At 70.7% G+C, this 14,201-nt stretch carries 11 protein-coding genes; 6 read left to right on the top strand and 5 right to left on the bottom strand.

The features are described 5' to 3' along the window. Positions 1-16 precede the first annotated feature (16 nt). From AC5DRG_RS30120 to AC5DRG_RS30105, 4 genes are all read right to left on the bottom strand, one after another. On the bottom strand, positions 17-3,211 hold the full coding sequence (locus AC5DRG_RS30120) for an AfsR/SARP family transcriptional regulator (RefSeq protein WP_491802591.1): 3,195 nt from the start codon (positions 3,209-3,211) through the stop codon (positions 17-19). A 360-nt stretch (positions 3,212-3,571) separates the two neighbouring features. After that, on the bottom strand, positions 3,572-4,465 hold the full coding sequence (locus AC5DRG_RS30115) for a glycosyltransferase family 2 protein (RefSeq protein WP_491802590.1): 894 nt from the start codon (positions 4,463-4,465) through the stop codon (positions 3,572-3,574). Positions 4,466-4,569: 104 nt separating this feature from the next. Further along, on the bottom strand, positions 4,570-5,007 hold the full coding sequence (locus AC5DRG_RS30110; RefSeq protein WP_491802589.1) for a DUF3052 domain-containing protein: 438 nt from the start codon (positions 5,005-5,007) through the stop codon (positions 4,570-4,572). Positions 5,008-5,032: 25 nt separating this feature from the next. After that, positions 5,033-5,632 (bottom strand): TetR/AcrR family transcriptional regulator, encoded by a 600-nt coding sequence (locus AC5DRG_RS30105; protein ID WP_491802588.1) that lies wholly within the window; start codon positions 5,630-5,632, stop codon positions 5,033-5,035. A 139-nt stretch (positions 5,633-5,771) separates the two neighbouring features. Here AC5DRG_RS30105 and AC5DRG_RS30100 point away from each other — a divergent pair, with 139 nt between their 5' ends. From AC5DRG_RS30100 to AC5DRG_RS30085, 4 genes are all read left to right on the top strand, one after another. Continuing rightward, on the top strand, positions 5,772-6,833 hold the full coding sequence (locus tag AC5DRG_RS30100; protein ID WP_491802587.1) for a zinc-binding dehydrogenase: 1,062 nt from the start codon (positions 5,772-5,774) through the stop codon (positions 6,831-6,833). A 66-nt stretch (positions 6,834-6,899) separates the two neighbouring features. Further along, the gene (locus tag AC5DRG_RS30095; protein ID WP_491802586.1) at positions 6,900-7,412 is read left to right on the top strand and encodes a nuclear transport factor 2 family protein; all 513 of its coding nucleotides are present in this window, start codon (positions 6,900-6,902) and stop codon (positions 7,410-7,412) included. Further along, a complete protein-coding gene (locus AC5DRG_RS30090; protein WP_491813201.1) occupies positions 7,304-8,230 on the top strand; it encodes an NAD(P)-dependent oxidoreductase in 927 nt (308 codons plus the stop codon). The genes AC5DRG_RS30095 and AC5DRG_RS30090 overlap by 109 nt, the downstream gene beginning before the upstream one ends. Before the next feature lie 148 nt (positions 8,231-8,378). After that, positions 8,379-9,362: a glutamate ABC transporter substrate-binding protein gene (locus AC5DRG_RS30085; RefSeq protein WP_491802585.1), complete on the top strand. Its 984-nt coding sequence runs from the start codon at positions 8,379-8,381 to the stop codon at positions 9,360-9,362. Between the two features lie 15 nt (positions 9,363-9,377). Here the strand turns inward: AC5DRG_RS30085 and AC5DRG_RS30080 are convergent, their stop codons facing one another. After that, positions 9,378-10,604: a hypothetical protein gene (locus AC5DRG_RS30080; protein WP_491802584.1), complete on the bottom strand. Its 1,227-nt coding sequence runs from the start codon at positions 10,602-10,604 to the stop codon at positions 9,378-9,380. 273 nt (positions 10,605-10,877) lie between these two features. Between AC5DRG_RS30080 and AC5DRG_RS30075 the strand changes: the two genes are divergently transcribed. Together AC5DRG_RS30075 and AC5DRG_RS30070 are read left to right on the top strand one after the other, a co-directional pair. Then, positions 10,878-12,653: a serine/threonine protein kinase gene (locus tag AC5DRG_RS30075; protein ID WP_491802583.1), complete on the top strand. Its 1,776-nt coding sequence runs from the start codon at positions 10,878-10,880 to the stop codon at positions 12,651-12,653. Positions 12,654-12,862: 209 nt separating this feature from the next. Further along, complete coding sequence (locus AC5DRG_RS30070) at positions 12,863-14,155, top strand: ABC transporter substrate-binding protein (RefSeq protein ID WP_491802582.1); 1,293 nt, start codon at positions 12,863-12,865, stop codon at positions 14,153-14,155. The last annotated feature ends 46 nt before the right edge of the window (positions 14,156-14,201 follow it).

The following is a 14,201-nucleotide window of genomic DNA, read 5'->3' as shown; positions in this document are numbered from 1 at the left end:
GACATGGGGGCGGGGGTCAACGCGCGTCGACCTCGGCGAGCAGGGTGCGGAGCTCCTCGACGACCGCCTTCTCGTCCGTCCCGTCCAGTGCGGCGAGGGCCGAGCGCCATTCCGCGTACGCCGACTCCGGGCGCCCCTGCTCACGCAGCAGAAGTCCGTGCTGGTGGCGGGCGAGGCCGCCCATGTAGTGGTCAGCGCGGGCGTCCGCGCGGCGGAGCAGCTCCGCGCATTCGAGGCCGGCCCGTTCGGCGCGACCGAGGAGGCGCAGGGCCCGGACGAGGCCGAGGCGGGTCTGGGACTCGCCGTGCCAGTCGCCGAGGCTGCCGAGGATGCGCAGGCTCTCCTCGAAGTGCGGGAGCGCGGCGGCCGGTTCGCCGAGGGTGAGGTGGGCGTAGCCGATGTTGCAGTGCGCGGAGAGCTGCACGATGACGGCGCCGAGCGCGTCCCCGATCGCCAGCGAGCGCCGGTGCTGCTCGATGGCGGCGCGGGGGTCGGTGTGCTCGTAGAGGTTGCCGAGGTGGCTGTGGGTGACGGCCTCGCCGTGCGGGTCGTTCAACTCCCGTGAGTACTCCAGGCTCTGGCGCAGCGCCTGGCCCGACTCGGCGTAGCGGCCCAGGCCTTCGAGGAGCAGCCCGCGGTTGTTGAGGCAGCGGCGCGCCCAGGAGAGGGCGCCGAGGCGTCGCCAGATGGCCAGGGCCTGGTCGTTGAGGGTGAGGGCGTCGTTCTGCCGGCCGGTCAGGAAGTGCAGGGCGGCGAGGTCGCCCAGCGCGTACGCCTCCGCCGCCTCGTCGCCGAGCCGTCGCGCCACGCCGAGGCCGGCCCGGCCCAGGAGCTCCATCTCGGCGAAGCGGCCGCTGCGTTGGACATACGGGAAGAGGAGGCGGACGAGGGTGGAGACGTGGGCGGCCTTGCGGCGGTCGACGGCCGGGTCGGCGTAGCGGCCGACCAGCGCGACGACGTTCTCCAGCTCCAGATCGCCCCAGGCGAAGGCGTGTTCGGGGCTGTCAAAGGGGTCGGTGGCGTCGACGTGGGCCGCGTGCTCGGGGGGTTGCGCGGCCGTGGGGCGGCAGCGGTCGTCCTGGTCGTAACCCGGCTCGATGATCGCGGTGAGGGCGCGTTCGGCTACGGCCGCGTACCAGGTCAGGGCAGCTTCGGCAGGGTCGACGCCGTCCCTGTCCCCCTGCCCTCTCCCTTCTCCCCCTCCCCCTCCCCCGCCCGCGAGTTCGCGGGCGAAGTCGCGGACCAGATCGTGGGGAGCGTAGCGGCCGTACGCCGTCTCCTCCAGGAGGGCCACGTCGACGAGGCGGTCGAGGGCGGCCTCGGCGCGGCGTTCGTCGGTGCCGGTGAGGCGGGCGAGGAGGGGGGCGCCGTAGGCCGGGAGGTCGAGGGCGCCGATGCGGCGCAGGGCGAGGGCGGCGTTCCGGTCGGCCTCGCGGTCGGACGCGGCTAGGGCGTCATGGGCGACGGCGAGGGAGCGGCGGACGCTCAGGTCGTCGTATTCCAGATGGTGCAACCGGCCTTCGGTTGCGGCGAGTTGACCGGCGAGCGCGTCCGGGGTGAGTGCGCGGCGGGCGGCGAGGCGGGCCGCGACGACGCGCAGGGCGAGCGGGAGGCGGCCGGTGAGTTCGACGAGGGGGTGGGCGGCGTCGATGCCCTCACGGCCGTCGGAGCCGTCGCGGCCGGAGACGGTGCGCAGCAGCTCCGCGCTGTCCTCGTCGGTCAGCGGCGCGAGCGGGAAGCGGCTTGCCCCGTCGAGGGCGGTCAGCGGCGAACGGCTGGTGACGAGCACCGCGCAGCCGACGCCGGCCGGCAGCAACGGCCGTACCTGGGCGGCGCTTTCGGCGTCGTCCAGGAGCATCAGCGTGCGGGTCGGGGAAAGCAGGGAGCGGAGCAACGCGGCTGCCGCGTCCGGGTGTTCGGGGATGGCGCGGGGCTCGGCGCCCAGGTCCCGCAGGAGCGCGCGGAGTGCCTGGGCGGGCGTGAGCGGGGGCATGCCCGGGGTGGCGCTGCGCAGGTTGACGTACAGCTGGCCGTCGGGGAAGTGGTCCCGCAGGCCGTGGGCGACGTGCAGCGCGAGGGCGCTCTTGCCGACGCCGGCCATGCCGCTGATGACGGCGACGGCGGGGCCGGGGGCGGTCGAGGCGAGGGCCAGTGTGCGGTGGAGGGCGTGGAGTTCGGGTGAGCGGCCGGTGAAGTGGGCCGGGGGTGGGGGGAGTTGGGCGGGGCGGGGGGACTGGGGGGACCGGGGAGTGTCGGTCGGGGTGGCGTAGGAGGGAGGGGCTGCGTCCCGGGAGGACGGGGACTCGGTGGAGGACGCGGGCTCGGTGGTGCCACGGTCGTCCGGGGTCTCACCCCAGGGGTCGCTTGAGGCGTCGTATGCGGCGTCGTCCTCATGAGTGATCCCCCGCAGCACCTCCACATGCGCCTCCCGCACCGCCGGGCCCGGTTCCACGCCGAGTTCCTCGACAAGGCGGGTGCGCAGGTCGCGGTGGACGGCGAGGGCCTCGGCGCGACGGTCGGTGCGGTGGAGGGCGAGCATCAGCTGGCGGTGGTAGGCCTCGCGCAGCGGGTGCTCGGCGACCAGTTCCGCCAACTCCGGTACGAGAGCGGCGAGTCGGGCTCCCCCGACGGCGAGCTCGGCGTCGTAGCGCCACTCCAGGAGGAGCAGTCGGGCCTCCTCCAGGCGCTGGACGAAGGCGTACCCGCCGAGTTCGGACGGGAGCCCGCTCAGCGGTGTGCCGCGCCACAGGGCGAGGGCGGCCGTGCAGGCGTGTACAACCTGCACCCAGTCTCGGACGGCGTGCGCACCGCGGGCGGCGGCGACGTGGCCCTCGAACACGTGGACGTCCAACTCGCCCTCGTCGACCCGCAGTAGATACCCGGGCGGCACGGCCCGCAGCCGCTCGGGGTCGTCGAGGAGCCGACGCAGGCGGGTCACCTGGTTGTGCAGCGAGGCATGCGCGGAGGCGGGCGGCGCGCCGCCCCACAGCACGTCCTTGAGCGACTCGACCGGGACGACATGGCCGGCTTCGAGCAGCAGGGCGGCGAGCAGGGCCCGCACCTTGGGGCTGCCGATGGCGCGGACGCCGTACGCCTCCGGGACGCCTCGGCCCTGGACGTCGTACGCCTGCCCCTCGCAACCGTCGTAGCCCCCGGCCTCGTACAGGACCGTCGGCCCCAGCAGCCCGAACCGCAGCTCGTACCGCGTCACGCCGTCCCACCGCTCTTGGCGGATTTCCGCCCTCGTGAAGGCGGTTTCCCGCCACCTGTGTCTGCCCGGCTTCCGCCGGAATCCGCTACCGTTCCGGCCGTCCGCCATGATTCGCCCGCCGCTGACCGGCGACTTCACGCCAATCAGAGCCCATCAACGGATGGTCCAACGAAGAGCCGTTGGCGACATGTTAGCGATCCGTTGGTGCGACCTGATGTGATCACTTCATCGGATCTGGCCCGACGGTGCGCGCGTACGACGCGTAACTCGGGGGAGTGTCGCCGCCGCGGCTGGATCCGGGACGCGGGAGGGCCCTGGTCGGCGGAGGTGACCGACCGGGGCCCCCGTCCGTCCCGGCGGTCAGATGACGGGTGGCCGTCCCAGCCTGCTGAGTTGCCACACCGTCCGCCAGCGCATGGCCCGCCGCTCACCGCACGGCTCACGCAGCCCTTCCGCGAACCCGCCGAACCACGCCCGCAATCCGGCGGAGGACCGGGTGCGTACGAGGGTGAGCGCCACCCAGATCCCCAGGTGAACGGGGATGAGCGCGAGCGGCAGCCTGCGCCGGACGAGCCAGACCCGGTTGCGGGCGGTGACGCGGTAGTAGATGGCGTGCCGGGCGGGCGAGGTCTTCGGGTGCTGGAGGAGCAGTTCGGGCGCGTACAGGATCCGCCAGCCGGCGTCTACGGCCCGCCAAGCCAGGTCGATCTCCTCGTGTGCGAAGAAGAACTCGGCGGGCCAGTCTCCGGTCTCGTCGAGCATCGCCATGCGCAGGGCGTGCCCGCCGCCGAGGAACCCGGTGACATAGCCGCCCCGCAGCGGATCGGCCGCACCGACCCGGGGCACATGGCGCCGCTGGGTCTCGCCGTGCTCGTCGGCGATGCGGAAGCCGACGATGCCGAGGCGGGGGTCGGCGGCGTACAAGTCCCGTACGCGGCGCAGCATATCGGCGTCGACGAGCAGCCCGTCGTCGTCGAGCTCGACCACGACGTCCACGTCGCCGAAGCGGCGGAGCCGGTCGATGGCCACGTTCCGCCCGCCGGGGCAGCCGAGGTTCTCCTCGACTTCCACGACGGTGACCTCACCGGGGAGGGACAGCCGGTCCGTGAACCGAGGCAGCCGGCAGCCGTTGCCGACGATCACGATGCGGGCCGGGGCGAGGTCCTGCTTGGCCACGGACTCCAGCAGGGCGTCGATCCTGTCGGGCCGGTTGCCCATGGTCACCACGGCAACGGCGATCTTCGGCTCCACCACGTCCCTCACCCCATCCGGCCGACGACGGCACCCGCGACCCTGCCATGGCTACCTGTCGTTCACCAAGATGTTGCCCCGAGTGCGGTGGTTGGTCCTAAGTGGCCTTACTTTGCTGCTTTTTTGCCCCGGTTTTCCCTCCGCCGGACAAACTTCAGCCCCGACCAGTCATCCCCGAGCGCGGCGACCTTCACGTCGACGACACCGAGAGGGAGGAAGAGATCCCGCAGGTCGTTCTCGGTGATGTCACTGACATGTCCGGCGGCCTTGCGGGGCCAGGCGATCCAGAGCATGGCGTCGTCGGCGAGATCCGCGGTCAGGATGGGGGCTTCGGCGGCCAGATCGGCGTGGGCGCGGTAGAAGGCGACGGTGACGTCCGCTCCTCGGGGGCCGCCGGCGGTGACTTCGCAGCCTTCGGGGAGGTCGGGGATGGTCCAGGGGGTGGGGGCGTGGGTGAGGTGGAGTCGGTGGGTGGGTTTGATGCCGAGCTTTTTGGCGAGGGGGGTGGACGAATATCCCCCGGTGGCGGCAGTGGGTTCGTTCATGTTTGCCTCGTGCTTTCTGACTAGGTCATGAGCTGCCGTCGCCGTCGATCGGCCGCAGCAACCGCAGAACCATCTCCACCGTGCGCTCCATCGGCCGGGGGCGCGCTATGGCCGTTGAGAGGAGGGTGCGGGTCAGGACCGCGCCCAGGAGCATGTCGAAGACGTCGTCCGGGTCCACCGTGGGGTCGACGGTGCCGGGTGGGGCGGCGCGGAGGATGTCCTGGAACTGGGGGCGTGCCGACACCCGGAGGTACATCTCCGGGGGACGGGGGTGGGCCGACGACTGGCGGTGTGCGAGGAGACCCGCCGCGGCGGCGCGTGCCGCGGGGGCGGCGAAGGCCGCGAGGTAGGCGCGGACGAACCGACGGAGGTCGCGCCGGAGGTCTCCCGTCGGCCGGACGCCGAGGGGGCTGAGCCCGGCGAACGTGGCCTCCTCGATCAGCTCGATCCGTGACGGCCAGCGCCGGTAGATGGCGGACGCGTGTACGCCGGAGTGCTCGGCGACGGCCTGGATCGTCGTCGCGTCGAAGCCGCGCCGGACGAGCAGTTCGCGCGTCGCCGCGAGGGCCCGCTCGTCGATGCTCGTGTCGCGCGGGCGACCCGGGCGCCGGGCGGACTCGGTCATGCCGGCCATCGTAGGACCGTGGTGCCCGTAGTGACCGGGTACGCATAGCTCTTTTCAGGAGACGGTCTTCTATAACTCGTACGGCGTCACTACAGTCCCATGACAGGATGAGAACCATCTTCTCGGTGAGGAGAATCCGATGCGCGCTGCGGTGCTGCGAGGCGGGACGGTCGAGACGCGAGTCGTCGGCGATCCGGTTCCCGGACCGGGCCAGCTCCTCGTGCGGTCGCTCGCGTGTGGGATCTGCGCCTCGGACCTCCACTTCATGGACCATCCGGAGGCGGGCGCCGACGACGACAGCGGGATGTCGACGTACGACCAGGATGTCGACATCGTCATGGGGCACGAGTACTGCGCCGAGGTCGTGGACCACGGGCCTGGCACCGAGCGCCGGATACCGGTCGGCGCACGGGTGAGCTCGCTGCCCGTGCTGGCCACCGCCGCCGGGCGCAGGATCATCGGGCAGAACCCCGAGTCGCCCGGCGGATTCGGCGAGTATCTCCTGCTCACCGAGGCCATGACCCGGGTCGTGGCCTCCGACCTGCCAAGCGAGGTCGTCTGCGTCGCCGACGCGATCTCGGTGGGCTGGTCGACCGCGTCGCGGGCCCAACTTGCGGCCGGAGAGGTGCCGTTGGTCATCGGCTGCGGCGCGGTCGCCCTGTCGGTGATCGCCCGGCTCAGGCGCCTTGGGGTGGGACCGGTCGTGGCGGTCGACTTCGTGGCCTCGCGTCGCGAGACCGCGCTGGCGATGGGGGCCGACGTGATCGTCGACCCCGCCGCGATCTCGCCGTACCAGGCGTGGCGTGAGGTGGCGTACGGCCCTACCGAGTCGACGAAGGAGCTCATGGCGATGACCACGGCCGGCCTGCCGGGGTGCGTCGTGTTCGAGTGTGTCGGAGTCCCCGGCGTCCTCGACTCGATCATCAAGGGGTGCGAGCGCGGCACCCGGATCTTCTCCGTCGGTGGTCCCCCGGAGGGCGACCAGCTGCACACCCTGACCGCCAAGCGGAAGGGCCTCAACATCCAGTTCGGCGGCGGCCCTTCGATGGCCCACTGGGACGAGGCGTTCGAGGCGGTCTGCTCGGGGAGCCTCGATGTAGGCCCGATGCTCGGCGGAACGGTGGGCCTCCACGAGGTACCCGCCGCGTTGAACGCCGCCCGCGACGCGGACGGCCCGGCCCGCATTGTCGTAGTGCCCTGAAGGGACGCCTGGACGGACACCTGGACAGATCCTGAACAGCCCTCGGAAAGGGCCCACATGAGCCACATGAGCCACACGAGTACGAGCGAGATCGACGAACTGCGCGCCACCGTCGAGCAGTTGGCGGCACAGGTCCGCACCCTTCAGGACCAGGTCGACATCATGCAGCTCGTCGCACAGTACGGGCCCGACGTCGACAGCGGCTCCGGGGAGGCCACGGCGGAGCTCTGGACCGAGGACGGCCTCTTCGACGCGATCCCCCACCGGAGGATGCGCGGCCGGGACGAGATCCTCGGCATGGTCCACGGCACGGGCCACCAGAGCGTGATCCAGAACGGCTGCGGCCACGTCCTGACAACCCCTCACATCGTCGTCGACGGCGACCGGGCCACCGGCCGCAGCCACGCCCTCCACCTCCGCTGGGACGCCGACGCCGGCCGCTTCTGGGTCTTCCAGGTCTCCGCCAACACCTGGCGCTGGGTGCGCACCGCACAGGGCTGGCGCATCGCCGAACGCGTCAACGCCAACCTCGACGGCACGCCCGGCCCCCGCGCGATGCTCGTCCCGGAGGAGAAATGAAGCTCGGTTTCATCGGGGCGGGCCGCATGGGCCGCCCGATACTCGACCGTCTGACGGCCGCGGGTCACGAGGTCACTGTTCTCGTACGACGTCCAGCGGCCCGCGCGGCTGCCGAGGCGGACGGTCTGACCTGGGCCGGGACGGTGGCGGAGACGGTGCGGGGCGCCGACGCGGTGTTCGTCGTCGTACTGACGGACGAGCAGGTGCGGTCGGTGTGCCTGGGCCCGGACGGTGCCCTGGCCGCCATGAAACCGGGGGCGACACTCATCCAGCACACCACCTCCGACCCCACGACCGCCCAACTCCTCGTGGAGGCAGGGGCGGTGGGCGGCATCAGGGTCCTCGACGCCGCCCTCTCAGGCAGCCCGCACGACATCGCCGCCGGCGCGCTCACGCTGTGGGTCGGCGCGGACGAGGGCCATCTCGAAGAGGTACGTCCACTGCTGGCGACGTACGCCTCACCGATCATGTGGGTCGGCCCGCCCGGCAACGGCCAGCGCATCAAGCTCGTGAACAACGCCCTGTTCGTCGCGCAGGTGGGGCTCGCTATCGACGCGGTACGGCTGGCGGGCTCGCTGGGCATCGACGAGGAGACGATCCTCAGCGCCGTACAACAGGGCTCCGGCGCCAGCCGTGCCCTGGGCATCGTCGCCCGGGGCGGTTCGGTCGAGGCGGTGGCGGAACGGTTGGCGGACCTGATGCGCAAGGACGTCGCGGTGGTACGGGAGGTCGCCCGGGTCACTGGAGCGGACCTCGGGGTCATCGGGGCGGTTTTGTCGTCGGACGCGGTGGAGAGGAAGGTACTGGGGTCACTGTGAAGGCCGGGTTCGTCTTGGCGGAACCGCCTCTCGTGCACGGAGCGTCCCAACTCACTGGCGAGCAACTGAAAGCAACCGTCACACCACGGCAGCAGAGGGGCAGTGCGTGGGAGACAACGGGCGCTCACAGCACACACCCGGTCCGGGGATGTCCGGCCGGGTCCGATTACGCCTGCGCGTTCTGCCTCTGGTCATGGCCCCGCTGGTCGCCCTGGCCCTCACGGCGTCCACGGCGGACGCACGTCCCCCGGCCCACCAACTGCCCATCGACACACGGGAGTCCGCCGACACCGCGTCCACGGTCACGCGAGCAGAGGCCGAGGACTGTGACCCCCTGCGGTCCCTGAAGCCGCCGGAGCCGATGCCGGAGCCGGGCGGCCGGATGCCGAGCGGTACGGCGATGGAGCGGATCGTCGAACGCGGACGCCTGATCGTGGGCGTGGACCAGAACACGTACCTCTTCGGCTACCGCGACCCCACCACCGGGCAACTGGACGGCCTCGACATCGACTTGGTGCGGGAGATCTCCAAGGCGCTGTTCGGACGGCCGGACCGGGTGCAGTTCAAGACCGTGCCGTCCCGGCGGCGTATCGAGGTGCTGGAACGCGGTGAAGTCGACCTGGTCGCCCACTCGATGACCATCACCTGCGAGCGCATGGAGCGGGTGCTGTTCAGCAGCGACTACCTCGACTCCGGCCAACGCGTCCTCGTCCCCGACACGTCCCCGGCGGAGAGCCTGGCCGACCTCGCCGGACAGGACGTGTGCACGGCCCAGGGCACCACCTCACTGACCGAGCTGCGCCGGGCCCGTCCGACGGTTCGGCCGGTTGTCGTCGCCGACTGGACCGACTGCCTGGTCCTTCTCCAACTGGGCGACGTGGCCGCCGTGTCGACCACCGACAACGTCCTCGCCGGGCTCAGTGCCCAGGACCCCGCGACCCGCATCATCGGCCCCCGGTTCACCTACGAGCCACACGGCATCGCCGTCGCGAAGGACTCACCGGAACTCGTCCGCTTCGTCAACGGCGTCCTGGCCCGCCTGCACACCTCGGGTGGACTCCGCGCCCTGCACGAACGGTGGTTGGGCGAATACGGCGACTTCTACCCGCCCGCGCCTCGGTACGTGGACTGACAGCGGCTCGGCGGGTCAGGTCGCTGTCCCGTCGTAGCCCTCCCGGCGCAGGGGCCAGCGTTGATCTTGTGGCGGATCCATCAGCCGGATCCGCCAACCGGCCCCGTTGTCGGGAGCGTCGACCCTCACCAGCATTCCGGGGAGCAGATCCAGGCCGTTGTGCCTGAAGCGGGCGAGCGGACCACCCCGGGCGACGACCGAGCCCTTCCGCGAGAACTCGGCCGTGAGAGTGCCGAATTCGGCGTTGCCGACCCACCCTTGCCACGACCGGGTGCTGACCCGTGCGGCGGCGGGAGGCCCTGTGTAGCGGACCACCTCCCCGAGCGTGCCGCTGATCTCCCGGTCGAAGGTGCGCAGTTCGTCGAGCGGGGTGAGGCGCAGTTCCCAGCCGCCCCCGCCGGTGGTCTGGAGGAGCGTCGGCTCCGGGTCGATCCCGATGACACTCGCTCGGGACGGGCACAGGGGTGTGGTCGACAGGCTGATGCGGCCCTGGCCGGACTCGATGTCGTCGCCCATCACTTCGACGGGCGACCAGCTCTTCACCTGCCGCAGGGTGAGGACGGCCGGTGGCCCCGAGTAGACGAGGACATCCTCGCCGGTGCCGGTCGCGGTGGTCTCCAAGGGGCGGGCGGCGGACAGCGGCAGGACCCGCAGCCGCCATTCGCAGTTGTGGGCGCTGACGATCTCGACCCGGCCGGTGACCGGGCGGGCGGGCCCGACGGGGTGATCGATCAGGAACCTTGTGCGGTCGGTGCCGTCCGCGATCCTGTGGCTCAACAGGTCCAGCCGGTAACCGGAGTCCGTGATCCGGTACAGGGCCGGTTCCGTGAAGGGGTCGCCGACGACCTTGGTGAACTCTAGAATCGCCGCTCTCTCCGGGTCGGGCTTGACGATCTCGACCGTCTGGTTCCCGATCCCCGTGCGGGACCAGACCCCGCTGTCCTCGACCTCGTCCGCCTCCAGCGGGGTGACGGAGATCGACCACTGCTCGGCCGCCTCGACGCGCAGCCGCTGCGGCCCCGACAGACCCACCTTGTACTCCCGGGTGCGCGGCTCCCCGGTGCGCGGCTCCCCCGGATCGAACATCCTGACCAGCCAGGTGCCATCGCCTCCGGTCAGGGTGAAGGATCCCTGGTGGGCGCGGTGAACCACCGTGGCCCAGCCCTGCGGGCCCCGGTAGTCGAGTTCCGCCGGCCCTGTGCCCTCGGCGGCCTCGGTGAACGGGCGCGGGTCGGCTGTCATCGCGTCGTGATCCCCCCGGAGCTTCGGCACCTCGAAATTGACGGAAATTCAGACTCGTCATTGACGGAAATTCAGAAATTATCCGGCGGCGGATCGCCGAATCGGCCCATGCGGAAGTGTTACCCGGCCACAGTATGATCGGCCCCCTTCGACTGACAGGAACTCCTCAAAAAGCAGTGAATGAGGGGTAGTTGGGGACCGGAGGGGTCGGCCGGACGTGTTGCATGGCGCCGCCAGCCGGATCGGTCCTGCAACAGCTGAAAGGAAACCACGGTGTCCGACAAAGGACGGCTGATCGCCGGCCGTTACCGCATCCTCGACCGTCTCGGCCGAGGCGGTATGGCCACCGTATGGCGCGCTCACGACGATCTCCTCGGCCGCGAGGTCGCCGTCAAGAAGCTCCATCCCCAGCCGCATCTCGACGACACCGAACTCACCACCCTCTACGAGCGCACCCGCCGCGAGGCCCGCAGCACCGCCCGGATCAGGCACCCCAATGTCGTCGTCGTTCACGATGTCGTGGACGACGAGGGCGTGCCCGTCATCGTCATGGAGTACGTGCCCTCGATAAACCTCGCTGAACTGATCGCGGATCATGGCCCGGTCCCGCCCGCGGAGGCCGCCAGGATCGGCCGTGGCGTGATCGCCGCGTTGCGGGCGGCGCATCGGGCGGGGGTCCTGCACCGGGACGTGAAGCCGGCGAACGTACTCCTCGGCGAGGGCGGGCGGGTGGTCCTCACCGACTTCGGTATCGCCCAGGCCGCCGAGAGCTCGGCCCTCACCCGCACCGGCCAGTTGGTGGGATCGATCGACTTCATGGCCCCCGAGCGCCTCATGGGCGCCAAGCCGGGCCCGGAGGCCGACCTGTGGGCGCTGGGCGCGACGCTGTTCCAGGCGGTGGACGGGCGCTCACCGTTCCTCCGGGGCAGCGTGACGGAGACGATCTACGCCATCGCCATGGGCCCGGCCCCCGAGGTCCGGAGCGCCGGGCCGCTTGCCCCGCTGATCCAGGCTCTGCTCGCCTCCGACCCGGCCGAACGAATATCGGCCGAGGACGCCGAGCGCTTGCTGCGGACACCGGGCGCCGATCCGCGACAAATACGCAGGATGGGCTCCTCCTCCACCCCGGCCGCCATCGCCCCACCCCCCGCTACGGCGGCCATCGACGCTCCGGCTGCGGCGGCGAAGCCGGAGCCGGAACCCGAGCCGAACTCGGGGCGCGGGACAAACAAGACATCCGCCGCCGACCTGGCCTCAGAACCCCCGCAAAACGCAACGACCGACGTGCAGGCCCCGCGACCCCCGGGCTATTCGGACCACTCGGTTCGAAAGAGCCCTTCGAAGAAGCTGATCGCGCTTGCCGCAGCGTCCCTTTCGGCGGTACTGATCACAACCGCGTTACTGGTCAACATGACGGCGGACAAGAACACCGACAAAGCCACGGAGTCGACCGCCTCCCTCCCAGCCGGCGACCCCTCGATCTCGCGGTCCGCGAACACGCCGACGGCATCCTCCGCCTCCTCCTCACCGTCGAGCTCTCCGAGTGCCGGCGTCACGTCGCCGACGACGAACACCCCCTCGCGGAATTCGACGCCCCAGGCCGGACAAGGGGGTTCCGACACGGAACCCGAGGAAGAGACCCCGTCCACGAACAGCGGTGCCGACTCCTCGGTCGCCCCGGCCGGCTACACCCTGGTGGTCGCCGCCTCGGCGAAGTGCCTGAGCAGAGGCGCCGGCACCGAGGGGATCCAGCTGTTCCAGGCCACGTGCGACGGCTCCGCGGCACAGCAATGGCAGACCGGGTCGGGCGGGACCCTCCGATCGTCGGGGAAGTGCATGACCGTGGCCGGAGGATCGACCGAAGACCGAACCGAGATCCAGCTGAGCGGCTGCGACGGCGACTCCAGCCAGCTGTTCCACCTCTCCGGTACGCAATTGCTGGCCGACCAGTCACAGAAGTGCGTCGACATCTTCGGGGGCGCGAGCGGAACGGGCGCGGTCCTCTGGGAATGCAACGGCAGGGACAACCAGACCTGGACGAAGCACTGACCCACGCTCTCAGTAGCCGGGCGGCCTCGGAGTACGAAAGTCTTTCGTAACCGAGGAATTTCCCATGCTTGTCCTGGGTGTGAATTCCGTGTCAGTGTCCCCGCCAGCAGGCAGGCCACCCGCGGTGGGGCATCCGAAAGCCTTTCGGACCGGTTTCGTTTCCGAGCTGCCTCGCTCACCTACGGCATGCCGAAGAAGAGAGGCACACCATGCGCGGAAGCCCGAGAATTCGACGCGTCGTCGCGTCCGCCGTCACCCTGGCGGCGGCCACGAGCCTTACCGCCTGCGGGAGTTCGGGCCCGTCCGCGACCTCGTCGGAGAAGGGCCTGACGATGTGGGCGCTGAACGACCAGACGATCCTCAAGGAGTCCGTCGACGCCTACAACAAGGACCACCCGGACGCGAAGATAACCCTGCGCCTGTTCGCCAATGACGACTACAAGCAGAAGCTGCGCGTGGCCTTCGGCGCGGACCAGGCCCCGGACCTCTTCTTCAACTGGGGCGGCGGCGCCCTGAACGACTACGTCAAGGCGGGCAAGGTCGACGCGCTCACCGCGTCGGACGTGAACACGGACCGGTACACCCCGAGCGTGATGCAGAGCGCCACCTTCGACGGCAAGGTCTACGGCGTACCCGCCAACGGCCTCGCCCCGGTCGTCCTCTACTACAACAAGAAGGTGCTGGCCGACGCGGGCGTCGAGCCGCCGAAGACGTACGACGATCTGCTGGCGGCGGTGAAGAAGCTCAAGGCCAAGGACGTCGTGCCGCTGTCCCTCGCCGCCAACTCCAAGTGGCCGACGCTGATGTACCTGGAGTACCTGCTCGACCGTACGGGCGGCGCCGAGGTGTTCTCGAAGATCGCCGCCGGTGACTCCGCCGCCTGGAAGGACCCGTCGGTCACCGAGGCCAACCAGAAGCTCCAGGACCTGGCGAAGGCGGGCGCCTTCGGGGACAACGCCTCCTCCGTCAACTACGACCAGGGCTCCTCCACCGCCCTCCTCTACACGGGCAAGGCGGCGATGGAGGTGATGGGCACCTGGGAGTACGCCAACATCGCCAAGGCCGCGCCCGACTTCCTGAAGAGCGACCTGGGCTACACCGCGTTCCCGGCGCTCACCGGCGGCTCCGGCGACCCGAAGAGCATCGTCGGCAACCCGTCGAACTTCCTGTCGCTGAACTCGTCGACCAGCCACAAGGCGGAGGCGCTGAAGTACCTGAAGGACTACGTCCTCAACGACTCCCAGGTCGACGCCTACCTCGCGGCCGGCAGCGTGCCGCCGGTCAAGGGCCTGGAGTCGAAGCTGGCGGCGGTGCAGACCGACCAGGAGTGGCTCACGTTCGTCTACAACCTCGTGGACCAGGCACCGGGCTTCCAGCTCTCCTGGGACCAGGCCCTGCCGTCCGACCAGGCCGATCCGCTGCTGACGAACACCGACAAGTCGTTCCTGCGGCAGATCGCGCCCGCCGAGTTCGGTACGAACATGAGCAAGGCGGGCTCGTGACGGTCACCACCACACCCGTACGCCGAAGGGGAGGCAGCGGCCTCCT

This window comes from Streptomyces sp. JLBG701 (assembly GCF_058544905.1).
This window is presented reverse-complemented; position numbering and strand designations above follow the sequence as displayed.

Coding starts and splice junctions, on each gene's coding strand:
- AC5DRG_RS30110 (WP_491802589.1), bottom strand. CDS start 5,007: ATGAACGAACCCACTGCCGCCACCGGGGGATATTCGTCCACCCCCCTC.
- AC5DRG_RS30105 (WP_491802588.1), bottom strand. CDS start 5,632: ATGACCGAGTCCGCCCGGCGCCCGGGTCGCCCGCGCGACACGAGCATC.
- AC5DRG_RS30100 (WP_491802587.1), top strand. CDS start 5,772: ATGCGCGCTGCGGTGCTGCGAGGCGGGACGGTCGAGACGCGAGTCGTC.
- AC5DRG_RS30095 (WP_491802586.1), top strand. CDS start 6,900: ATGAGCCACACGAGTACGAGCGAGATCGACGAACTGCGCGCCACCGTC.
- AC5DRG_RS30085 (WP_491802585.1), top strand. CDS start 8,379: ATGTCCGGCCGGGTCCGATTACGCCTGCGCGTTCTGCCTCTGGTCATG.
- AC5DRG_RS30080 (WP_491802584.1), bottom strand. CDS start 10,604: ATGACAGCCGACCCGCGCCCGTTCACCGAGGCCGCCGAGGGCACAGGG.
- AC5DRG_RS30070 (WP_491802582.1), top strand. CDS start 12,863: ATGCGCGGAAGCCCGAGAATTCGACGCGTCGTCGCGTCCGCCGTCACC.